The organism is Peribacillus sp. TH27, assembly GCF_016650915.1.
Lineage (GTDB): Bacteria > Bacillota > Bacilli > Bacillales > DSM-1321 > Peribacillus > Peribacillus butanolivorans.
Genome location: NZ_JAEKEV010000002.1, coordinates 3309533 through 3331975, shown reverse-complemented (window position 1 = coordinate 3331975; position 22443 = coordinate 3309533). Strand labels below are relative to the sequence as shown.

Sequence of the window (22443 nt, the reverse complement as noted above, 5' to 3'; positions counted from 1 at the left end):
ATGACAGATTGGACTGGCACTTTATCTCTGGACCTAGAAGAACGGAAAGGGAAAACCGTCGCAAAAAGGGTGTATTTTCAAGGTGCACTCAAAGTTATGCGACCGATTTACTTTGATGATTCAGGTCAGGTCTGCTATTACCTTCTAAATCCCGGCGGCGGCTATTTAGACGGCGATCGATACAAGATGGAGATATCAGCCGATGAAGGCTCTAAAGTTACTTTAACTACCCAATCTGCGACAAAAGTATATAAAACGCCGAAAGGCTATGCCTATCAGGAAACCCAAATTCACTTGCAAAAAGGCAGTTATTTAGAATACCTTCCAGATCCGCTAATTGCTTATGAAAATGCTCATTACAAGCAAAAAAATGTAGTTCATATGGAAAGTGGAGCAACGTTTATTTACACAGATATTCTCACACCTGGCTGGTCCCCGGAGGGTAAAAAGTTTAGCTATAATACCATTCAATTAGTTACTGAGGTTTATCTGAATGGTAAACTTGGTGTGTTTGACCATATCAAATTAATGCCAGAACAACAAACACTTTCGGGTCTAGGTTTCATGGAAGGCTATACTCACCTAGGCTCTATGATTGCGGTCAGCGAATATACCAATAATTCTCTTCTCGATGAATTGTATGAAGTGATTCAAATAGAAGAATCGAGTTTTAAATTTGGAATTTCAAAGCTAGCCGTGCCAGGCTTTAGCATACGAATCCTAGCCAACTCTACCCAAGTCATTGAACGAATATTGGATCAGTGCCAAAAGATCCTCAGCGAGAAGTGGAATAATCGTACACCAAGCTTTTTACGGAAATATTAATACATTCATCGGAGGCTGCTCCTTTAAAAGGCACAGCCAGATGAGCCATTGTATATTGTATTTATTTTGAGTTCCTAAATTCACATTACACTGTGCTATTAAAGACCGATTTCCCATGAACTGCGCCCTTTAAATGACAGTCTTAAATAAAGACCTATATAATAGGCAATTAATAGATTACTCCGGTATTTTACCGATCTTGTAACTCAATATTTACGATAATCTAGGAAAAATATTTAAGTAGAAACTTTCGTGAGAGGGGATACAGTATGCCCGAAGATAAGAATACAAAACCCGAACTTGAAGATTTTGAGGTAGAAACAGTGTTTGAGAACCGTGTTCACGAGCGACACGCATTCACTTTTAAGGTCCAAGGAGAGGAATTCAAGGGGCATTTTCATGAGGATGAAATTCATTGGCTCCACCCTCACCCAAAACAAATGATTGGTGGAAGTAAAGTGGACATTATTGAAACTACCATACATTCATTAATGCGACACTATGGAATTTCAAAAGAGATTAAAGACCTTGAATTAAAACCAGCATTTGAAGACCGGGTACATGAACGCAGACAATTTTCTTTTCAAGTGCAGGGAGAGGAATTCAAAGGCTTTGTTCATGAAGGAGAAATTCAATGGTTCCATCCTCAGCCAAAGCAAAAGCTTGAAGAGGATCTGGTTGAGGCAATTGAATCAGAAATCCATGAAAAAGTAGCGGAACACGAAAATAATAGTAAAGAGAATGATTAGAAATAGATAATATAAGAAAGGAGGTCTCTGTTAAAGAGATCTCCTTTTCGAATGTCATTCAATTAATTTCTTTATCTCAACTAAAATCATTTAAATCAATCACACGTTGACAAAGTCTTTGCATAAGCTTAGATTCATGAGTTACAACTACTATTCCCATCTTTCTCTTTTTAGCAATTTCAATGACCGCATGCCAGATTTGAGCTTGTGTGATTGCATCAAGCATTGTTGTCATTTCGTCTGCAATTAGAAATCGAGTATTGGGTCCTAATGCACGGGCAACACAAAATCGTTGTAGCTCTCCTCCCGATAGTTCGTTAGGCCATCGTTCTAGCCACTCCCGATCAATTCCCAGTAATTCTAACACCTCTTTATTGGGTTTCCATCCTTCATTAAGAATCTTGTGCATCTTCCATCGTGGATTAATCGCTTTTTCTGGATGCTGAAAGATCAATTGAACAGGATGATATCCTTTCTTTGGTAATGGAGCACTATTAAAGGTCACAGTTCCCTCAATTGGTGTCTCAAAACCCGCTAAAATCCGGCAAAAAGTTGTTTTCCCACATCCACTTGGACCAGTGATGCCAACGATTTCTCCTGGCTCTAGCGTTAAATTGACTCCTTGAAACAGCCATGGTCCATTTCCATATCGAAATCCGATGTCTTTTGCTTCAAGTTGCATGAATACACCTCACCATTCCCCCCCTAAGTTTTCGCATTTCAGGTTGTACTTGCCGGCATTCAGGTGTTGCCATTTCGCAACGTGGTGCAAACAAACATCCCGCTGGTAATGAACTTGGATGAGGTTGCGAACCTGGAATTGGAATAAAATCATTTTGAGGTAATGCTCTCCACAAAGCCTTACTATAAGGATGCCGTATTTCCTCACCGTGACCTTTAAAGTTCTCCACTGGAGCTACCTCTACTGTAGTTCCTGCATAAAATACGGCAATTTTATCTGCAATATTAAGGGCCGATTCAATATCATGAGTTATCAGCATCACCGCACAACCATTGTCGGCAACCTCTCTAAAATTATTTAGCGCTTCCTTTATTACATCGGGGTCGAGCCCTGGAGTAGGCTCATCCCCAATAATCACCTTTGCTCCGCTTACCATTGCAGTGGATAGAAGCGTCCTCCTGGCCATACCTCCAGAAAGTTGAAATGGATACATTTTCTCAACCTCTTGCCTTAAGTGATAGCGCTCAAAAACCTCTCGTTGAACCGATACAGCATCCCCATTTTTTACAGAAGTACGGACTTGACTTCCAACACGCATGAGTGGGTCTAGAAAGTTTACCGATTGTGGTACAAGAGCAATTTCCTTACCTCTTAATACAGTTTGCCGATCAGGGGTGAGTTCCTCTCCCGCATATTTAATTACTCCACTTATACTTGCATTTCTCGGCAATATTCCTAGAATGGCATGTGCGAGCAGACTTTTTCCCGATCCACTCGCTCCAACAACAGCAAGAATCTCACCTGCCTCAAGAGTAACATTTAAACTTGATATAACTTTATGAGTTTTCTGTTTAAGTCCAGTATATTGCTTAAAAGATACTGATAAATTTTCCACTTCAAGAATAGGCATTTGTTAACTCCTCTTAATATTGAACGTAGCATATCTGATTAATCTCGAGCCCTATTAGGATCTATGAGCATCCGGATATTCTCTCCAATCTGATCAAACGTTCTAACGATAATCAGCAAACAAAGCCCTGGAAAAAAGGCAAGCCACCACATACCTGAAGATAAGTACTTCATCGATTCTGATAGAATAATTCCAATTGCCGGCTCGTGAGGCGACAATCCTAAACCTAAAAATGTAACTGCCGCCTCATGTAAAATAACATGAGGAAACAGTAACATAAAACCAATTAAGAGTTGTGGAGCTATATGTGGAAGAATATGATGCAAAGCAATCCACCATTGGGATTTCCCCATTTTCTGTGAAACCTGAACATATTCCGCTGAACGGACTTGCATAACCTCTGCCCTGATGACTCGAGCAAGACTTGGCCAATGTGTTAAAGTTAATCCAATTACAATTCCTTTAAATCCTCCCCCTAATGTAAAAGCGATAAGAATAAGAGTTACGAGATGTGGTACACTCAGAAAAAGGTCGATGAGCCATGAAATAAGACGATCTGCCATTTTCCCCATTGTTGCTGCTGCCATACCCAAGAAAAGAGCAATTGACGCACTTCCAATTGCTCCAATCAATCCAACTCCTATACTTAAAGAAAGTCCCATTACCGTTCTTGTAAACATATCTCTACCTAACCAATCGGTACCAAAGAGATGGTCTAGGGATGGAGGAGCATTTCGATCATTAAGATTTGTTACAATTCTCCCCTCATCAATTAAAACACCTCCTAATATAACAATTACTAAAAAAATAATTGAAATTAGGATTATAAAAAGCGTCCAGTCGCTTTCGATTCGAAGGAAGTTGTTTATGATTATCTTTATTTTTTAATTTGAGGCTTGAAATCATATCTTCTCCCCTCCCTCATTCTCGGATCTAATAAACGATAGCTCAAATCAGCCAGTAAATTTCCTACAAAAACAAATATTGTACTAAATATAACTAATCCCAATAAAAGGGGAACGTCTCCCCTTAGCCCCGCTTCTACCGTAGCCTGTCCTAAACCGGGATATGAAAAAACTTGCTCAGCCAGCACTGCTCCACCAAACAATTCACTAAAAGCCGCAAATTGCAAGGTAATCGCTGGCAAAGCAACATTACGTAATCCATGTCTCCAAAACAAGACAAAACCTTGTTCACCTCTCGCCCTAGCGAATAAGACGTAATCACTAGCAAGAACATCAATCAACTTCTGGCGCGTATGTAGTGCCACATTAGCGACCCCAACTATACTAAGTGTGATCGCTGGCAGAATAAGATGATTGATTCGATCCACCATTGTGACATTTTCCGCAAGGACCCCAGCTGGAACCCCCATTCCAATTGGAAACCATTTTAGCCAAACGGCAAAAACGATAAGAATAAGGAGCCCCATCCAGAAGGTAGGAGTTGAAGCTAGTGTGAAACAGTACCATTTTATTATTCGATCAACCCAAGTCCCCTTTTTCATTGCCGCTACAACACCCATGGCAAATCCAATCATACCTGATAATACCCAAGCTGATATCATGAGCGCTAGGGAATTTAAGAATCGTTCACCAATTATGTCAATTACCGGGCGGCGAAATATCATTGAAGTTCCTAAATCACCTGTTAGCAAAGCAGAGCCCCAATTCAAGAACTGCACCATAACTGGTTGGTCAACTCCCCAATATTCAGCTATCTTCTCCCGTTGCTCAGGTCCTACCTTCAACATATCTGCACCGATGTAGGCTTGAATTGGATCAATCGGAGAGTTTTTTATTAATAGAAAAGAAATTAAACAAATGGCAAATAATAATGTGACCATTCTTAAACCTTTCAACAATAAAAATAATCCAAGCTTTCCACCTATATATTTACGCACAGTTACTTAGTCCATTTCCATTCAACTATATTATCTGTTGCAGGCCAACCATGACCATGAACATGGATTCTTTGTTCTCCGATATCAAGTCCATCTTTCACTAAATATAAATGATCAATATTCACTAACCAGGCCCATGGAGCGTCGCCATTCGCACTTAAACCTGTTGTTCCATCCCATTGCGCTTTTTTCCAAAACTCAATTGCTTCTGTTTCACTTGTAGCGCGAAGAGCCTTTTCAAAATAATCATCTACCGTTTTGTTTTGATAAAAACCAGTATTATAATAGTCTACCCCTGCAAATTCACTACTATAAATGTTATACATCTCATGAGGGTCATGGCTTCCCCAACCTAAAAGGACAGCATTCGAATACATTTTCTTTTCAATAATATCCCAGCTTCCACCTTCTAATTTAATATGAATTCCTAGTGGCTCGATCATATCGGCCACAGAAATGGCAAGAGATTGTCTTATTGCATCACTCGCTAAGTAATAAAGAGTGAACTCCGCTTTCAAAGAGTCTTTCTCAAGAATCCCATCTCCATCTGTATCCTTCCACCCGGCTTCTTTCAAAAGTTTTCGCGCACCGTCCAAATCAGCATCTTTAATGACTGTATCTGGGTTCCACCAAGGAAGGCCATCCACTGAAGTATAGGCTGGAGTCCCGCGTCCTTCTAAGACTCCATCCACAAGTGCTTTTCGGTCTACTCCAATATTTATCGCATGACGAATAGCTGGATCGGCTGTTACATCGTTACCAATTGGTAAACCATCTTCAGTAAAATCCCCTGACTTTATAAATGGGAAGACGATTCCCCGATTATCTACGGTTTTTACTGATTCCAGTCTCATTCCAGGTACTTCCTGGTTACTAAACGCAGCTGGTATATAGGCAAGATCAACCTTTCCCGCTTGTGCAGCAGCAAATGACGCATCCTCGTTTAAGAATAAAAAGGTTATCTTTTTAAAATACGACTTTTTGTCATAGTATTCAGGATTAGCCTTTATAATAAGCTGTTGCCCCTTGTCCCATTGAACGAGCTGATAAGGCCCTGAACCTATAGGGTTTTCAGCATAGTCTGCTCCATATGCATGTTTTGGGACAATTCCCGTTCCTACTAAAGAATTAACAAATGTTGATTGAGGTTCTTTTAATGTGAATTTTACTGTGTAATCATCCATTGCCTCTACTTTATCCATACCATTAAGATCAACAACTGACCCATTTTTAGTAGCTGTTTCAAATGTAAAGACTACATCATCAGCGGTTAATGGTTGACCGTCTGAAAATTTCACATCCTTACGCAAGATTACAGTCCAAACCTTGCCATCTTCATTGACTTTATAACTGGTTGCAATATCATTTACAATGTTTAACTTGTTATCTCTTTTTAGTAGAGTACTCTGGAATAGCGGTGAACCATAACGTCCCCATCCAGTCGTTGGATCAAAACCTGCTTCAGGCTCAGATCCAAAAGCCATCACAAGTTCGTCCTTTTTCTTCTGAATACCCTCACCATTTGCATCACCAGATTGATCGAGTTGTTGATTACAACCCCCTAACATAAAAGATGAAACTAATGTAGCTAATACTATAATTCCAAACAATTTCTTTTTCATTTGTCACACCCCATAAATTAATATCTTTCTAATAAAGGTTAAATACTTAACCCGCCTGTAAAATTAGGTGAATTTCACGGGTGCATACCTCACCCGATTTACAGGAATAAACAACTAATTGGTACACAAAAAATACATTATTCAATTAATTCAGATACGTATAAGGCAAATGTCCATAGCATCTTTCTGGCAGGTGTTGTTACAGGAGGTATTACAAATCATGACTACGATGAAGATAAACAATTTCGCGGAATAAAAATTGTGGAAACTAAACTACATAAAATAGCATAAGACGAGAATAGGCACCTGCTGATTTGGTGTCTATTCTCGTCTATCCCTTATCTAAATAGTTTATTTGATAATAAACAGCTTTATTATCTACTGAAGGACTCACTTTGCAAGAGATATTAGAAAAGAATTTTTTCCATACAACAACAACAACAATAGTAAACGACTTTTGTGTCAAGTATACGATTTTTTCTATAATTAAACAACTCTATTATTAGCATAAAATCAAGTTTGATAAAACTCTAAATCAAGAATTTAAAAGCAATTGAATGCGGTAACGTATAGGACTGAATAGTTTTGAGTAGGCGAGAGGGGGAATAGAAAAATGAAGAGACTTATACAGGTCTAATGATTGATCCATGAAAGGGACACACAGGGCTAAATAAGTAACAACAAAGGATACCCTCTTGAATTTGATATCAATAAAACACAAGGTTTTGCCACTCTAACACTCAAGGTAATAGCAGTTTTCCCTTAGGCTCTTTTTTAGCTGAACTTCTGTAATTAATAAAAGTGCCCTAAGATCTCTTTGGACCTTAAGGCACCATGATTTAAATATGTTCTTTAATCCCTGCCGTCTGCTTGCCTGGGACTTCGTGGTGATGGCGGCAACGGGGCTCGTATGATTCCGATGCACCTACAAGGATGATCGGCTCATCATAGGAGGCCGGTGCACCATTAATCAATCGTTGTGTCCTGCTCGCAGGTGATCCGCACACTTCACACACAGCCTGTAGCTTTGTTACTGATTCCGCTAGCGACAATAAAGCAGGCATAGGACCGAATGGTTCACCTCTGAAATCTTGATCGAGTCCTGCCATAATCACTCGATAACCGCTGTCCGCAAGATGCTGGGCAACCCCTACAATTTCATGATCAAAAAATTGCACTTCATCTATTGCAATGATATCTAAGGGCTTGTCTAAATACTTAAAAATATCTGTTGAATGGGCAATAGGTTTTGCCATCACAGAGGACCCATTGTGTGATACGACAGCCTCTTCCGCATAGCGATTATCTATAGCAGGTTTAAAAACAGCTATTTGCTCTTTAGCAAATTGAGCACGGCTGACTCGTTTAATCAATTCCTCAGATTTACCTGAAAACATGCTTCCGCAAATAAGCTCGATCCAGCCTGTTTGTTTCATTACATACATGGAAACAGCTACTCCCTTCCACCTGTCAATCCCTTGGCCATAATGGAATTAGACCCGGCTTTATATAAATTCAAACTTGTTTACAGAAAAGAAAAAACAGGCAAGAAAAATACTTGCCTGTTTTTTGAAAAGTCCGGCTTATTTAATACCGTATTTTTTGTTGAAACGATCAACACGTCCGCCAGCTTCAGCGAATTTTTGACGACCAGTATAGAATGGGTGGCATTCTGAACAAGTCTCAACTTTGATCTCTTCTTTAACTGAACCAGTTTCAAAAGTGTTTCCGCAAGAGCAAGATACTTTTGAAAGTTTATAATTTGGATGAATTCCAGTTTTCATTCTTTTCAGCTCCTTCTGCCCTGAATCATTCGAAACAGAGTTATATACTTCAAGGTGTGGGAAAAGTACCCTCACATTTATTGTAAAAACACATGAACTCATTATAGCAACTTAAGAGTAGTTGTGCAACAGTTTGTTTCTTTCCCTGTTTACGAACGTTTTGCGTTTGCTGGTCCCTTTTTCATTTCTAACATCTCTTCATCCAACTTACTGAAAAATTCTTCATTTCCTTTTGTCTGTTTTAAACGGCGAAGGAATTTTTCGGCAAAATCAGGTGAATCAGACATTGTTTTCCGAATTGCCCAAAGTTTATCCAAACGATCTTTCGGAATTAACAGTTCTTCTTTACGAGTACCAGAGCGACGAATATCAATCGCTGGGAAAATACGTCTTTCTGCAAGGGCCCGATCTAAATGAAGCTCCATATTACCTGTACCTTTAAACTCTTCATAAATGACGTCGTCCATTCGGGAACCTGTATCTACCAAAGCTGTAGCAAGAATCGTCAAGCTACCACCCTCTTCGATATTTCTAGCTGCACCGAAAAAACGTTTTGGCCGGTGAAATGCAGCCGGGTCAATCCCTCCGGATAGTGTACGACCGCTTGGCGGAATGACAAGGTTGTATGCACGTGCCAGACGAGTAATACTGTCCATTAAAATAATAACATCACGTTTATGTTCAACTAGGCGCATTGCCCGTTCTAACACTAGTTCTGCCACTTTGATATGGTTCTCCGGCACTTCATCGAACGTCGAACTAACCACGTCCCCAGCCACGGAACGTTCAATGTCTGTTACTTCTTCCGGACGTTCATCAATAAGCAATACAATCAATTCCGATTCCGGATGATTCGTGGTTATGGCATTAGCAATTTCTTTGATTAACATCGTTTTACCAGCCTTTGGCGGTGCAACAATCAAACCACGCTGTCCAAAACCAACAGGTGCTAAGACATCCATAATTCTCGTTGATAAATTCTTCGGTGTTGTTTCCAGTTTAATTTGTCTGTTTGGATACAGCGGTGTTAAGCCTGGGAAATGAACACGCTCTTTAGCGGACTCTGGGTTATCTCCATTGACAGCTTCAACATGCAGCAATCCATAATAACGCTCGTTTTCTTTTGGCGGCCTAACCTTACCGGAAACCTTATCACCGTTACGCAAATCAAATCTGCGGATCTGCGAAGCAGAAATATAGATATCCTCCGAGCTTGGAGAATAGTTAATTGGACGTAAGAAACCAAAGCCCTCTGAAGGGATAATCTCTAAAACGCCTTCCATGAACAGAAGACCATCTTGCTCAGCTTGTGCCTTTAAGATTGCGAAAATAAGTTCCTTTTTTGACAGTTTGCTGTAATAGGAAACTTTATATTCACGCGCGTGCTCATAGAGGTCCTTTAGTTTCATGTTTTCTAAATTGGAAATAGTTAAATTCATTATGACACCACACTTTTATTAATTAAACGTTTTCACCCATACTGAAAAAGAAATGGTTTGTTAAATGGAAGAAAAACCGCAATCCATGTACCCGACCAGAGTTTTCTTAGAAAGGATGATACATTTTTACATGTAAAGAAGAAAATTATTTGAAGGCTTCTTGAAGTTTGGAGTGAAAGGGCAGATTATATATATTCAAATCAATTATTAGTAGACCAAGCTTTATTTTACTTTTTTTATTTTAATTATTCAACTTAAATTTTTTTATAGAGAAAGCGAGCGATGAAACCGCTCGCTTTCTCTCGGTAATTTTTTATGAAAATAGTCTCAGTCAATTAAGCCATTCGGTTTAATTTTTAGACTATGTCTTCCATCAATGAAACGAACGGTACCTGATTTAGCACGCATGACTACGGATTGTGTTTCACCGTAATGGCCTTTAAATTGAACACCACGTAAAAGTTCTCCATCCGTCACACCTGTTGCAGCAAAAATTGCATCATCTCCGCGAACCAGATCTTCCATTCTCAAGACTTTCCCTAACTCAAGACCCATTTTCCCACAGCGAGCCACTTCTTCTTCACTTTGAGGAAGAAGCTTACCTTGAATTTCTCCTCCGAGGCATTTCAAAGCCACAGCTGCAATAACTCCCTCTGGAGCTCCGCCTGATCCGAATAATATGTCAACACCAGTTAAGTCGAATGCCGTATTAATGGCACCAGCAACATCTCCATCGTTGATTAACTTAATCCGGGCACCTGCCTCACGAAGTTCATGAATGATCTTCGAATGACGATCGCGGTTTAATACCGTTGCGACTACGTCTTGAATATCTTTATTTTTTGCTTTGGCTACCGCTTTCAGGTTGTCCAGTACTGATGCATTGATATCAATCTGTCCAACTGCCTCAGGACCAACTGCTATTTTGTCCATATACATATCCGGAGCATGAAGCAGATTCCCTTTATCTGCAATCGCCAAGACTGCTAAAGCATTCCAACCTCCTGATGCAACGATATTCGTTCCTTCTAAAGGATCGACCGCAACATCCACTAATGGCCCAAGCCCAGTACCAAGCTTCTCACCAATATAAAGCATTGGAGCTTCATCCATTTCCCCTTCACCGATTACAACTGTACCTTGCATAGGAATTGTATTGAAAACATCCCGCATTGCAGTTGTTGCTGCATCATCTGCTTCGTCTTTCTTTCCTCTTCCCATCCAACGTGCAGAAGATAGCGCCGCCGCCTCTGTCACGCGAACAAGCTCCATCGATAAACTTCTTTCCATTCTTGGTTCCCCCTCAATGTGCACTAGCATGCTTTATTTATATATTAGTATAACACATTACTTTATATATGTAACACAATGAGGCAGCAAGAAACGGATCAGCTTTTAAGCTGCTCCACTTCTTCTTCCGTCATTTCTTCACGCCAAATCGTTGCTCCCAAACCTGAAAGTTTCTCTACAAGATGACTGTATCCACGATCTATATGCTCAAGCCCGGTCACTTCAGTAATCCCTTCTGCCATTAAGCCGGCAATTACTAAAGCTGCTCCGGCACGTAAATCACTTGCCTTTACTTTTGCACCGTGAAGTTGAACCGGACCATTAATAATTGCGGCTCTGCCTTCGACTTTAATCTTTGCATTCATGCGCCGCAGTTCATCTATATGCTTAAAGCGGGCCCCGTAAATCGTATCGGTCACCATGCTAGAACCACTTGCTTTTGTTAGAAGAGACGTGAAGGGCTGCTGAAGATCTGTTGGAAACCCAGGGTAAACTAACGTCTTGATATCAACCGCTTTATATTTCTCACCTGGAGAAACAAAGATTTGATCATCACCAGCCTCAATATTTATGCCCATTTCCCGCATTTTGGCCGTTAACGACTCTAAATGCTGGGGAATGACATTATCAATCAAGATGCCTTCGCCGACTGCTGCGGCTAAAATCATGAAAGTTCCAGCTTCTATCCGATCAGGTATGATCGTATGTCTGCAACCATGCAAACTGTCCACACCATCAATACGGATAATATCCGTTCCAGCACCCTTGATTTTTGCTCCCATATTGGTCAACAACGTGGCAACATCAATGATCTCCGGTTCTTTCGCTGCATTTTCAATAACTGTCCTTCCTTTAGCCAAAACGGCAGCAAGCATAATATTAATCGTTGCCCCGACGCTCACGACATCCAAATAGATACGTGCGCCTCGTAGCTCATCTGCCCTTAAGTAAATAGCACCTTGTTCATTCGTCACTTGTGCGCCAAGTGCTTCAAAACCTTTTATATGCTGATCTATTGGTCGAGGACCTAAATGGCAACCTCCAGGCAGGCCAATCACAGCCTTTTTAAACTTCCCTAGCATCGCGCCCATTAAATAATAAGAGGCACGTAATTTCTTCACTCTTCCGTTAGGCAGAGGCATTGAAATCATCCTGCTGGGGTCTACTGTCATTTCTCCATCATTAAAGGCAACATCGCCGCCAATTTCCTCCATTAACTCTTTCAGCATCTCAACATCTGAGATATCAGGCAAGCCTTCTATCGTTACAGGAGAGTCCGCTAAAATTGTTGCAGGAATCAAGGCGACCGCACTATTTTTTGCACCGCTGACACGAATGCTTCCCTTTAGAGGATAGCCACCGGCAATTTTAAGTTTTTCCATAATATACTCCCTTCCACGCTAAGCACTTAGAAGCTACTTCCAAAAAGTAATATTTTACCACAAGAAAATTGCATAATCCGACAACATTTACTATCTAGTTTCTTAGTTTACACAAAAATAGAAAAGTCATGTAAAAAAATGATAAAAATTTCTAATTTTGTTTATTTCCATTTTACCGGTGCAATTTATAGCGACTTAGCGGCAAGGTAAATTATGCTTCTGTACGAGAATTCCAATCCTTCAAGAAAGCTTCAATCCCTTTATCTGTTAATGGGTGATGGAATAATTGCATTAAGACTTTATAAGGAATCGTTGCAATATGGGCTCCTTTAAGAGCAGCTTCTGTAATATGCATCGGGTGACGAATTGAAGCTGCGATAATTTCAGCATTGATATCATGAATTGCAAAAATATCAGCAATATCAGAGATTAAATCCAGGCCATTTTGACCGATATCATCTAAGCGTCCTAAAAATGGAGAAACATAAGTTGCTCCTGCCCTAGCAGCTAATAATGCCTGGTTGGCACTAAAAATAAGGGTAACATTTGTTTTGACTCCTTGTTTTGTTAAAGCCGCAACAGCCTTCAATCCGTCTGGAGTCATTGGTACTTTAATGGTGATATTAGGGGCAATAGCAATAAGTTCTTGAGCTTCAGCCATCATTCCCTCAAAATCAAGCGCAATGACTTCTGCAGAAACAGATTCCTTTACAAGGCTTGTAATTTCTTTTAAACGGTCATGGAAAGATACACCTTTTTCTCTTGCAACAAGAGACGGGTTAGTCGTAACTCCTGCTAATACGCCAAGTTCGTGCGCTTGTTTGATTTCTTCCATGTTTGCTGTATCAATAAAGAATTTCATAAGTTTTCCTCCGTATGTAATCTTTTTTTTTTGCTGTATATGCATCTGAATTCTAATTGTTCAAAAAACAAAGTGCGATTTTTGGCCGCACGTATAAATAGATACCATCAAAGGGGAAGAGTGCCCCTCCGATGGATATTCTAAATTTAAAAATGATAAAACCTAATGGCTATAGAATTACGCTTTACCGTTTGAACCAAATTCCCTTATCTTTCCGATGACAGTCTCTTTAATCGCTTCACGGCCAGGTCCCAAGAATTTACGAGGATCGTAAACTTCTGAGTTGCTATTTAGAACCTCACGTACAGCTTTTGTGAAAACAATCTGATTTTCAGTATTCACATTGATTTTTGATGTTCCAAAAGAGATCGCTTTTTGGATATCTTTCGTAGGAATACCTGTACCGCCATGGAGTACTAGAGGTTTGTGTGTTAAATCCCGTACCTCTTCCATTTCTTTATAGCCTAGGTTAGGTTCTCCTTTATATGGACCATGAACAGATCCCAATGCTGGTGCAAAGCAGTCAACATTCGTTTCTTTAACTAGCTGTTCGCACTCTTGAGGGTCTGCATATACGACTCCATCAGCGATTATATCGTCTTCTTGTCCACCAACAGTGCCCACTTCTGCCTCAACGGAAACATTGCGTGCGTGAGCATATTCAACAACTTTCTTCGTCGTCTCAATATTTTCTTCAATTGGGTGATGTGAAGCATCGATCATTACAGACGTAAATCCTGCCTCGATAGCTTCTTTACATTTATCAAAGCTTGAACCATGGTCAAGATGAATTGCCACAGGTACTGTGATTTTCATGTCTTCCAATAAACCTTGAACCATCATAACTGTCGTTTTGAAACCACCCATATGACGGGCAGCCCCTTCAGAAACACCAAGAATGACTGGAGATTTTTCTTCTTCTGCAGCAGCTAGAATAGCTTGTGTCCATTCCAGATTATTAATATTAAATTGACCTACTGCATATTTTTCATCAAGAGCTTTATTCAGCATATCTTTCATAGAAACTAAAGGCATTTGATTTCCTCCTACTAGTGAATGTTTATTATTTAAAGTTAATTCTATCTAGATATTCCCTAAAACCTTTGGAACATACACTTATAAATCGGAATATCTCTCCTCTTTTAGCATATCAATACATGAAAAAAACAGCAACAAATTCACTATATCAAGTCTCAAATTTATTCCAAAAAAACACGGCCAATCTTTTAAAAGATAGCCGTGGCATTCTTTAATTTATAATAATATTAATCATAAAGACTGTTAACTTGATTGAATTGGCAAGTATTCACGCACAGCTTTTCTAATATCATCAATGTCAAACGGCTTGGCAAAGTGAGTCATGGCTCCTAAGTCTTTTGCTTCTTGAATCATATCAAGTTCACCATAAGCGGTCATAATAATGACCCGAATGTCTGGATCAACTACCTTCATCCGCTTCAAAATCTCAATTCCATCCATTCCTGGAATCTTCATATCCAGTAATACAAGATCAGGTGAATGATTATTTAGCACTTCTAAGGCTTGAATGCCATTCGCTGCTTGAAATGTATCATACCCTTCTTTATGTAAAACCTCGTTCAATAAAATACGAATCCCAAATTGATCATCAACAATTAATATTTTCCCTGACATTTTTTCACCTCACCTCTTCCCAATTTATTATTATAAAAAATGTATCTGCCTGACTAAATTACCTGCCAAAGGGTAGTTCGTTAGATTGCCGTCAAATTACATAGATGTCAATGCTTCTATTTTATCACTGATTTCTATGTTCATATTCGATAATTGTAACAAAATTCCTGCCATATGGCTAAAAGGATTTATATTTTTTTGTTTTTTCAATCGATTATGTAAATTCGTCTTTTCAGCCTTAAGCCCCGAAACCTGTCAATGCAGGGGAAAGTCCTTTATAATAGGGGTACTATTTTTAAAGGAGTTTCTAGCATGTTAAAAATTTTTTCGACGCAGATAAGTGGTTTATTTAATAAAATGATGGAAAAGGAAGCCTTCGAAATGGAGGATGCAGGACGCTTGTTAGCTCAGGCTGCGGTTGGAGACGGATCTGTTTTTGTACACGGGTTCGGCGAAATGCAAGGAGTGGCAGCTGAAGCGTTGGAAGGGGCGGAACCCTTTCCTAAAGCAAAAAGATACGAAGATGGCGCGGCTATTTCCCGAGAAGATCGGTTTCTTTTATTCAGCCGTCATTCAGACGATTCAGAAGCCGTAAAGCTGGCTAAACAGCTTCAGAAGGAGGATATACCATTTGTTGCGGTTTCAACAGCTGTTCCATCAGAAGAAGAATCGCTTTTGGAGCTTGCTGATGTACATATAGATTTGCGAATTCAACGAGGCTTAATCCCCGATGAAACAGGAAATCGATATGGATATCCAACCCTCATCGCTGCTCTTTTTGCTTATTATGGAATTAAATTCACCCTTGTAGAAATTATTCAAGAATATGAAAATGAAGATTAATTCTTCAATAAAAAAAAACAGCCACATGGGCTGTTTTTTTGTTTTATTATTGTTTTTTATTGTTTTTTAAAGACATGCCAACGAAGTCACGGAATAGTGGCTGTGGACGGTTAGGACGTGACGTGAATTCCGGGTGGAATTGTGAAGCCACGAACCAAGGATGATCTTTTAATTCAATGATTTCAACTAGGCGACCATCTGGGCTTGTACCAGAAAAGACAAATCCTGCCTCTTCCATAGCTGGACGGTAATGGTTGTTGAATTCATAACGGTGACGGTGACGTTCATAAACAACCTCATCATTATACGCTTCGTATGCTTTAGTTCCTTCGATAAGCTTACAAGGGTATAGACCAAGACGCAGTGTACCACCCAAATCTTCTACATCCTTTTGCTCAGGAAGAAGGTCAATAATTGGGTCTGGAGTTTCCTCATTAATTTCAGCTGAGTGCGCTTCTGTCAATCCCAGAACGTTGCGTGCATATTCAATGGATGCCAACTGCATACCTAAACAGATTCCGAAGAATGGTGTTTTTGTGGTGCGGGCAAATTCAGTAGCTGCAATTTTCCCTTCGATTCCACGATCTCCAAATCCTCCAGGAACAAGGATTCCATCTGCATCTTGAAGAAGTTCAGCCACATTTTCTTTTGTAACATCTTCAGAATTTACCCAGTCGATTTCAACATCCGCATCAAATGCGTAACCTGCATGCTTAAGTGCTTCCACAACAGATAGGTAAGCATCTTGCAATTCAACATATTTTCCGACAAGAGCGATTTTCGTTTTCTTTGATAAAGAAGTAACCTTTTTGACAAGCTCTTTCCAATCTTCCATATCCGCTTCGCCACAGTCCAATTTCAAGTGATCACAAACGATTTGGTCCATGTTTTGTGCTTGAAGCGCAAGAGGGATAGAGTAAAGTGTATCTGCATCTAGACATTCGATAACTGAATTTTTATCGATATCGCAGAATAACGCAATTTTATCCTTCATATCTTGTGAAATTGGGCTTTCTGTACGTGCAACGATGATATTCGGCTGAATTCCAAGACTACGTAATTCTTTTACACTATGCTGTGTCGGTTTTGTTTTCATTTCACCAGCAGCTTTGATGTAAGGAACAAGTGTACAGTGGATATACATAACATTATTGATTCCGATATCACTTTTAATTTGACGAATCGCTTCAAGGAATGGAAGAGACTCAATATCCCCGACCGTACCACCGATTTCAGTGATGACTATATCCGCATTAGTTTCATTACCTGAACGGAATACCCGTTCTTTAATTTCATTTGTGATATGGGGAATAACTTGAACTGTTCCACCTAAGTAGTCGCCACGGCGCTCTTTTCTTAGGACGGTTGAATAAATTTTACCTGTTGTCACATTGCTGTGTTTACCAAGGTTAATATCAATAAAACGCTCGTAATGACCAAGGTCCAAATCTGTTTCAGCACCATCATCTGTTACAAACACTTCACCATGTTGATAAGGACTCATTGTCCCTGGATCTAAGTTAATATAAGGGTCAAATTTTTGAATCGTTACATTCAAGCCTCTATTTTTTAAAAGTCTACCTAAAGAAGCAGCTGTTATCCCTTTTCCTAAGGAAGAAACTACTCCACCTGTTACAAAAATATATTTTGTCATCTCATATCCTCCTATAGAATGTTTTCATCCAATGCTGTTCTCTTACTTTTTCAAATACATTTAAAACAGAACCCGCATCTTTATGATATAAATTAATTTTCTGCCGCCACACTGGCGGTTTAAAAGCACAAGGCAGGTTTTAACTTCTTGTCCTTTTCGTTTAAGACCGCAAAGCAGTACAAACCAATAATTACTTAAAGGTCTTTAGTGAGAGTCATGCCGGATACACGAATAAGAATAAATTCCCTTAAATGACAGTAACATTTAATTATGTTCTCTATAGTTTTACCCTTATAAGAGAAATCATTTTAAAAAAATAAAAAAATGATGTCATTTATTCATTCCATCATTAAAAACAAAAACGCTCCGCTTACAATAAAAGTAAGGGAGCGATATAATTTAATCATTGTGTCCTTTTTTAAGGAGCCCAAAAATGATTCTACAAATTTCGCCTTAAAAAGTCAAGGGCGATTATTTATTTCTCATGATCTTCATCAAGCTCTTCTTCGTCTTCATCTTCGTCCTCATCGTCTTCTATGACAAATGCTTCGTCTTCAATTATTTCTTCTTCTAGATCGTCATCATCGTCTACGTCATCTTCTAAAAGTTCCTCGTCGATTACTGGAGCACCTAAAAGATCATCGTCGTCGTCATCCTCATCTTCGTCTAAATCATCGATATCTTCTTCAAAATCAAGATCTTCATCTTCAAGCTCATCGAAATCGTCGACAACCACAGCGGCTTTTTTAGCTTTCTTTTTCTTCTTCGGTTTTACAACATGTACAACTTCTTCTTCAATTTGGTCAACTGGGTACCATGTTTTCAATCCCCAGCGGTTGTCTCCAAGTGAAGTAAATCGGCCATCTACATTCAAATCTGTATAGAATTGAGCAATTCTTTTTGCCACTTCTGCTTTAGATAAATGATGAAGCGTAGCTAACTCACTTATTAAATCTTTAAATGGAATCGGTTCATTTCTTTCCACTAACAAATCATATGCCATCTCTATTAAGGACATTTCCAATAACTGCTCTTTTGAGTATTGTTTTAAACTCAAATTCCGCACTTCCCTTCTCTATTCAAACACTAAATTCTGTGTTTTTTCACATAAAAAAATAATCTAAAACAGTATTTCGATAAAATAACGACAATTCCTGCTAGACATATACTCCATTATAAACAATCTAATTGGGTTTATGCTAGTTCTATCTGATACTTTCACAGATTTACCCTTACGTTTATGTAAACAGAAATCTTTAAACAGATTTTATTTACTCTTCAATGATTTCTGACGATAGGCTGCAGTAAAAAATACTACAGATAGAATAAAAAAGGAAACGGCGCCTAATTGATGCTCATACAACTCAAATAAAATAATGATAGCAAAAATATAACCTATGATTAATCCAATCATCTTCAGGTTCATTTTCTCAACTCCAATAGGGCTGATTCATCATTTTTGCCCCTTTACCAAATAATTATAAGGGAAAATTTACATTTTGCGAAAAAAACTCGGAATTTTTTTGAAAAAGGGGCCTCCTCAATTTCGGAGTACCCCTTAACTTTACATATTTCTTCGATATTGTCCGCCGACATCATATAATGCACGTGTAATCTGGCCCAAACTAGCCACTTTCACACAATTCATGAGTTCAGCAAAAATATTTTCCCCGTTCATCGCCGCTGCTTTTAAATTAGTTAGGGCTTCTTCTATGAACGCTTTATTTTTTTCCTGAAATGCCTGCAAGTTAATGATCTGCCCTTCCTTTTCTTCTTTCGTGGCACGGGCAATCTCCATGCTGTTCACAGCTTCTTCTGAAGGAGGATTAGGATTCAAGTACGTATTAACCCCAATAATCGGCAATTCTCCCGTATGCTTTTTCATTTCGTAATGCATGGATTCATCCTGGATTTTCCCGCGTTGATATTGTGTCTCCATAGCACCCAATACACCGCCCCGATCATTGATGCGATCAAACTCTTGTAGTACCGCTTCCTCAACCAGATCTGTCAACTCTTCTACTACAAAAGCACCCTGCATCGGGTTTTCATTTTTTGATAGCCCGTGCTCCTTTGTAATGATCATTTGAATAGCCATTGCACGACGTACAGACTCTTCCGTAGGTGTAGTAATAGCTTCATCGTATGCATTCGTATGCAGGGAGTTGCAGTTGTCTTGCAGGGCCATTAATGCCTGAAGTGTCGTTCGGATATCGTTAAAATCAATTTCCTGCGCATGGAGAGAGCGCCCCGACGTCTGGATATGATATTTCAACTTCTGACTACGGTCATTCGCTCCATATTTATCACGCATGACTGTCGCCCAGATCCGTCTTGCAACCCTTCCGATAACCGTATATTCCGGGTCTAGCCCATTCGAGAAGAAGAAAGACAAATTCGGTGCAAAGTCATCAATATTCATTCCGCGGCTTAAGTAATACTCTATATAAGTAAATCCATTTGCTAAAGTAAAAGCCAATTGTGAAATAGGATTGGCGCCTGCTTCAGCGATATGATACCCAGAAATGGATACCGAATAATAATTTCTGACTTTATTATCAATGAAATACGCTTGGATGTCCCCCATCAGCCTTAGGGCAAATTCCGTGGAAAAGATGCATGTATTCTGCCCTTGGTCTTCTTTTAGAATATCGGCTTGAACGGTCCCGCGTACCGTTTGAAGCGTGTAAGCCTGCACTTGTTCAGTTTCGGCATCTGTAAGAGAACGGCCCAACTCTTTTTCTTTCAGTTGAACCTGCTGATCAATCGCTGTATTCATATACATGGCCAAAATAATTGGCGCAGGACCATTGATAGTCATGGATACAGAGGTCGATGGGTGGCATAGGTCGAAGCCGGCATACAATTTTTTCATGTCATCCAACGTACAGATACTGACGCCGCTTTCACCTACCTTTCCATAAATATCCGGCCGGTAATCAGGATCTTCCCCATATAACGTCACAGAATCGAAAGCCGTACTGAGTCGTTTGGCATTATCGTCCTTTGACAAATAATGAAAACGTCGGTTGGTTCGATCCGGTGAACCTTCACCAGCAAATTGCCGCTTAGGGTCTTCTCCCTCACGCTTGAATGGAAAGACTCCGGCTGTATAAGGGAAGAAGCCAGGTACGTTTTCACGGAAGACCCAACTTAATATTTCTCCATAGTCCACATATTTAGGCAGTGATACTCTCGGAATCATTAGACCTGATAAGCTTTTAGTTTTCAGCTTTGTGATGATTTCTTTATCCCGGATTTTTGTTACAAACTGCTCCCCTGCATATTTTTCTCTTAAGTCCATCCATCCAGAAAGGATCTTTTTTGATTCAGAAGATAATTTAGAAGCTGTTTCTTTTTTCAGTGTTTCCAGAGAATTGATAACGTCTTCATTACTTTCATTTTCCTTAACTGCTTCAATTGCTCCTTCGAGCTGAAAGAGTCTGCGGGCAAAACGGACTTGTTCACCAGCCCGCTTATGATACGATCGGACCGTATCACTGATTTCACGTAAATAATAGCGGCGGTCGGTTGGAATTATGACATTTTGTTTGTATACTTCCGCTTCTTTTGAAAAAGTAGTACTCCACTCTGTCCCTGCTTTTTCATTTAATTTTTCAATTAGTGCAGCGAATAATGCATTCGTTCCTGGATCATTGAATTGGGAAGCAATTGTGCCATAGACTGGCATTTCAGAAGGATCTTGATCAAAAAGCGTACGGCTACGTTGATATTGTTTTTGAACTTGGTTTTTTGCATCCTCGGAACCTTTACGCTCATATTTGTTTATCACTATTAAATCGGCATAATCAATCATATCAATTTTTTCAAGCTGGGAAGGAGCACCGAACTCACTCGTCATCACATACATAGCCACATCGCATATCTCAGCAATCTCCGCATCCCCCTGACCAATTCCGCTCGTTTCAACGATAATTAAATCGACGCCAGCTGCCTTCACAACCGAAATGGCATCTTTAATCGCTAAAGACAACTCACTTTTTGAACGACGAGTGGCTAGGCTCCGCATGTAAACACGCTCAGAAAAAATTGCATTCATTCGGATTCGGTCACCAAGCAAGGCACCACCTGTTTTTTGCTTTGTCGGGTCGACAGAAAGGATGGCCACCTTCTTATCTGGAATTTCGTTTATAAATCGACGAATCAATTCATCAGTCAGCGAACTTTTCCCTGCTCCTCCCGTCCCTGTTATCCCAAGAACCGGAACCTGCTTTTCAGATGTCTTGATTTGCTCAAGGAGGCTCTCCACCGCAGCCGCAGATTCATTTACAGCATCGAGTCTATTTTCAGCGAAGGTAATATATTGGGCAATGGCGCTTGTTTCCCCTGCGATCAGTTCATCAAAGCGTTCCTGCAAGGATGGTTTGACGGTTGAAAAGTCGCACTCCTCCATCAATACATTAATCATGCCTTGAAGCCCATACTCCCGTCCCTCATCAGGAGAGAAAATACGGGCAATTCCATACTCATGAAGCTCTTTAATTTCCCGTGGGATGATGACTCCTCCTCCGCCGGCAAAAATCCGAATGTGCTGAGCTCCCTTTTCCTTCAACAAATCATACATGTATTTAAAATATTCCACATGCCCACCTTGGTAAGATGACATCGCTATACCTTGAACATCCTCTTGGATCGCCGCGTTAACTATTTCCTCTACCGAGCGATTATGGCCTAGGTGAATAACCTCCGCACCGCTAGCCTGAAGGATTCTCCTCATGATGTTAATAGATGCATCATGTCCATCAAATAAACTCGAAGCAGTCACGAATCGGATATGGTTCTTTGGTTTATACACCTCAACTGTACTCATTTAGCTCCTCCTTA

General features: G+C 39.8%; 19 protein-coding genes and 1 pseudogene. 3 read left to right on the top strand and 17 right to left on the bottom strand.

Features of this window, described 5'->3' with window-relative positions; all coding sequences use genetic code 11:
• Together JFU24_RS17410 and JFU24_RS17405 are read left to right on the top strand one after the other, a co-directional pair.
• Positions 1–825 carry an urease accessory protein UreD gene (locus JFU24_RS17410; RefSeq protein WP_098177139.1) on the top strand — a complete coding sequence of 275 codons (825 nt, stop codon included), beginning with the start codon at positions 1–3 and terminating at the stop codon, positions 823–825.
• Between the two features lie 269 nt (positions 826–1094).
• Positions 1095–1574 (top strand): hypothetical protein, encoded by a 480-nt coding sequence (locus tag JFU24_RS17405; RefSeq protein WP_201250229.1) that lies wholly within the window; start codon positions 1095–1097, stop codon positions 1572–1574.
• Between the two features lie 76 nt (positions 1575–1650).
• Here JFU24_RS17405 and JFU24_RS17400 read toward each other — a convergent pair whose 3' ends face one another.
• From JFU24_RS17400 to JFU24_RS17340, 13 genes and pseudogenes are all read right to left on the bottom strand, one after another.
• A complete protein-coding gene (locus tag JFU24_RS17400) occupies positions 1651–2256 on the bottom strand; it encodes an ABC transporter ATP-binding protein (protein ID WP_201250228.1) in 606 nt (201 codons plus the stop codon).
• The gene (locus JFU24_RS17395; RefSeq protein ID WP_201250227.1) at positions 2246–3166 is read right to left on the bottom strand and encodes an ABC transporter ATP-binding protein; all 921 of its coding nucleotides are present in this window, start codon (positions 3164–3166) and stop codon (positions 2246–2248) included. Before JFU24_RS17395 ends, JFU24_RS17400 begins: the two co-directional genes overlap by 11 nt.
• A gap of 38 nt (positions 3167–3204) precedes the next feature.
• Positions 3205–4072: pseudogene (locus tag JFU24_RS17390) on the bottom strand (ABC transporter permease).
• Complete coding sequence (locus tag JFU24_RS17385; RefSeq protein ID WP_201188145.1) at positions 4044–5012, bottom strand: ABC transporter permease; 969 nt, start codon at positions 5010–5012, stop codon at positions 4044–4046. The pseudogene JFU24_RS17390 and the gene JFU24_RS17385 overlap by 29 nt, the downstream one beginning before the upstream one ends.
• A 59-nt stretch (positions 5013–5071) precedes the next feature.
• Positions 5072–6691: an ABC transporter substrate-binding protein gene (locus JFU24_RS17380; protein WP_201187502.1), complete on the bottom strand. Its 1620-nt coding sequence runs from the start codon at positions 6689–6691 to the stop codon at positions 5072–5074.
• Between the two features lie 839 nt (positions 6692–7530).
• On the bottom strand, positions 7531–8136 hold the full coding sequence (locus JFU24_RS17375) for a thymidine kinase (RefSeq protein ID WP_053348459.1): 606 nt from the start codon (positions 8134–8136) through the stop codon (positions 7531–7533).
• Between the two features lie 138 nt (positions 8137–8274).
• Positions 8275–8475, bottom strand: coding sequence for a 50S ribosomal protein L31 (gene rpmE, locus JFU24_RS17370; protein ID WP_053348458.1), 201 nt, complete (start codon positions 8473–8475; stop codon positions 8275–8277).
• Positions 8476–8624: 149 nt separating this feature from the next.
• Positions 8625–9914 carry a transcription termination factor Rho gene (gene rho, locus JFU24_RS17365; protein ID WP_053348457.1) on the bottom strand — a complete coding sequence of 430 codons (1290 nt, stop codon included), beginning with the start codon at positions 9912–9914 and terminating at the stop codon, positions 8625–8627.
• 327 nt (positions 9915–10241) lie between these two features.
• Positions 10242–11204, bottom strand: a complete 963-nt coding sequence (glpX, locus tag JFU24_RS17360) for a class II fructose-bisphosphatase (RefSeq protein WP_053348456.1) — start codon at positions 11202–11204, stop codon at positions 10242–10244.
• A 98-nt stretch (positions 11205–11302) separates the two neighbouring features.
• Entirely contained in the window at positions 11303–12586 is a 1284-nt protein-coding gene (locus JFU24_RS17355) for a UDP-N-acetylglucosamine 1-carboxyvinyltransferase (protein ID WP_056524149.1), read from the bottom strand.
• 211 nt (positions 12587–12797) lie between these two features.
• Positions 12798–13448, bottom strand: a complete 651-nt coding sequence (gene fsa / locus JFU24_RS17350; protein WP_053348454.1) for a fructose-6-phosphate aldolase — start codon at positions 13446–13448, stop codon at positions 12798–12800.
• Between the two features lie 177 nt (positions 13449–13625).
• Positions 13626–14483, bottom strand: coding sequence for a class II fructose-bisphosphate aldolase (locus tag JFU24_RS17345; RefSeq protein WP_201187504.1), 858 nt, complete (start codon positions 14481–14483; stop codon positions 13626–13628).
• A gap of 246 nt (positions 14484–14729) precedes the next feature.
• Positions 14730–15101 (bottom strand): response regulator, encoded by a 372-nt coding sequence (locus JFU24_RS17340; protein WP_053348452.1) that lies wholly within the window; start codon positions 15099–15101, stop codon positions 14730–14732.
• Positions 15102–15413: 312 nt separating this feature from the next.
• On the opposite strand from JFU24_RS17340, the gene JFU24_RS17335 reads away from it, so the two are divergent.
• Positions 15414–15944: a DUF2529 domain-containing protein gene (locus JFU24_RS17335; RefSeq protein WP_201187506.1), complete on the top strand. Its 531-nt coding sequence runs from the start codon at positions 15414–15416 to the stop codon at positions 15942–15944.
• A gap of 46 nt (positions 15945–15990) precedes the next feature.
• Here JFU24_RS17335 and JFU24_RS17330 read toward each other — a convergent pair whose 3' ends face one another.
• The 4 genes from JFU24_RS17330 to icmF form a co-directional block, all read right to left on the bottom strand.
• Entirely contained in the window at positions 15991–17598 is a 1608-nt protein-coding gene (locus JFU24_RS17330) for a CTP synthase (RefSeq protein ID WP_056524140.1), read from the bottom strand.
• Positions 17599–18073: 475 nt separating this feature from the next.
• Entirely contained in the window at positions 18074–18655 is a 582-nt protein-coding gene (gene rpoE, locus JFU24_RS17325) for a DNA-directed RNA polymerase subunit delta (RefSeq protein WP_201187508.1), read from the bottom strand.
• A gap of 210 nt (positions 18656–18865) precedes the next feature.
• Positions 18866–19024 (bottom strand): hypothetical protein, encoded by a 159-nt coding sequence (locus JFU24_RS17320; RefSeq protein WP_157443906.1) that lies wholly within the window; start codon positions 19022–19024, stop codon positions 18866–18868.
• Between the two features lie 138 nt (positions 19025–19162).
• The gene (gene icmF, locus JFU24_RS17315) at positions 19163–22429 is read right to left on the bottom strand and encodes a fused isobutyryl-CoA mutase/GTPase IcmF (protein ID WP_201222579.1); all 3267 of its coding nucleotides are present in this window, start codon (positions 22427–22429) and stop codon (positions 19163–19165) included.
• Positions 22430–22443: the final 14 nt, after the last annotated feature.

What these genes read in the sequence shown, in the direction of transcription:
- JFU24_RS17410 (WP_098177139.1), top strand. Translation starts at nt 1, where the DNA reads ATGACAGATTGGACTGGCACTTTATCTCTGGACCTAGAAGAACGGAAA.
- JFU24_RS17395 (WP_201250227.1), bottom strand. Translation starts at nt 3,166, where the DNA reads ATGCCTATTCTTGAAGTGGAAAATTTATCAGTATCTTTTAAGCAATAT.
- JFU24_RS17375 (WP_053348459.1), bottom strand. Translation starts at nt 8,136, where the DNA reads ATGTATGTAATGAAACAAACAGGCTGGATCGAGCTTATTTGCGGAAGC.
- JFU24_RS17330 (WP_056524140.1), bottom strand. Translation starts at nt 17,598, where the DNA reads ATGACAAAATATATTTTTGTAACAGGTGGAGTAGTTTCTTCCTTAGGA.
- rpmE (WP_053348458.1), bottom strand. Translation starts at nt 8,475, where the DNA reads ATGAAAACTGGAATTCATCCAAATTATAAACTTTCAAAAGTATCTTGC.
- JFU24_RS17380 (WP_201187502.1), bottom strand. Translation starts at nt 6,691, where the DNA reads ATGAAAAAGAAATTGTTTGGAATTATAGTATTAGCTACATTAGTTTCA.
- JFU24_RS17345 (WP_201187504.1), bottom strand. Translation starts at nt 14,483, where the DNA reads ATGCCTTTAGTTTCTATGAAAGATATGCTGAATAAAGCTCTTGATGAA.
- glpX (WP_053348456.1), bottom strand. Translation starts at nt 11,204, where the DNA reads ATGGAAAGAAGTTTATCGATGGAGCTTGTTCGCGTGACAGAGGCGGCG.
- JFU24_RS17405 (WP_201250229.1), top strand. Translation starts at nt 1,095, where the DNA reads ATGCCCGAAGATAAGAATACAAAACCCGAACTTGAAGATTTTGAGGTA.
- JFU24_RS17340 (WP_053348452.1), bottom strand. Translation starts at nt 15,101, where the DNA reads ATGTCAGGGAAAATATTAATTGTTGATGATCAATTTGGGATTCGTATT.
- rho (WP_053348457.1), bottom strand. Translation starts at nt 9,914, where the DNA reads ATGAATTTAACTATTTCCAATTTAGAAAACATGAAACTAAAGGACCTC.
- JFU24_RS17335 (WP_201187506.1), top strand. Translation starts at nt 15,414, where the DNA reads ATGTTAAAAATTTTTTCGACGCAGATAAGTGGTTTATTTAATAAAATG.
- JFU24_RS17355 (WP_056524149.1), bottom strand. Translation starts at nt 12,586, where the DNA reads ATGGAAAAACTTAAAATTGCCGGTGGCTATCCTCTAAAGGGAAGCATT.
- JFU24_RS17400 (WP_201250228.1), bottom strand. Translation starts at nt 2,256, where the DNA reads ATGCAACTTGAAGCAAAAGACATCGGATTTCGATATGGAAATGGACCA.
- icmF (WP_201222579.1), bottom strand. Translation starts at nt 22,429, where the DNA reads ATGAGTACAGTTGAGGTGTATAAACCAAAGAACCATATCCGATTCGTG.
- JFU24_RS17385 (WP_201188145.1), bottom strand. Translation starts at nt 5,012, where the DNA reads ATGGTCACATTATTATTTGCCATTTGTTTAATTTCTTTTCTATTAATA.
- fsa (WP_053348454.1), bottom strand. Translation starts at nt 13,448, where the DNA reads ATGAAATTCTTTATTGATACAGCAAACATGGAAGAAATCAAACAAGCG.
- JFU24_RS17320 (WP_157443906.1), bottom strand. Translation starts at nt 19,024, where the DNA reads ATGAACCTGAAGATGATTGGATTAATCATAGGTTATATTTTTGCTATC.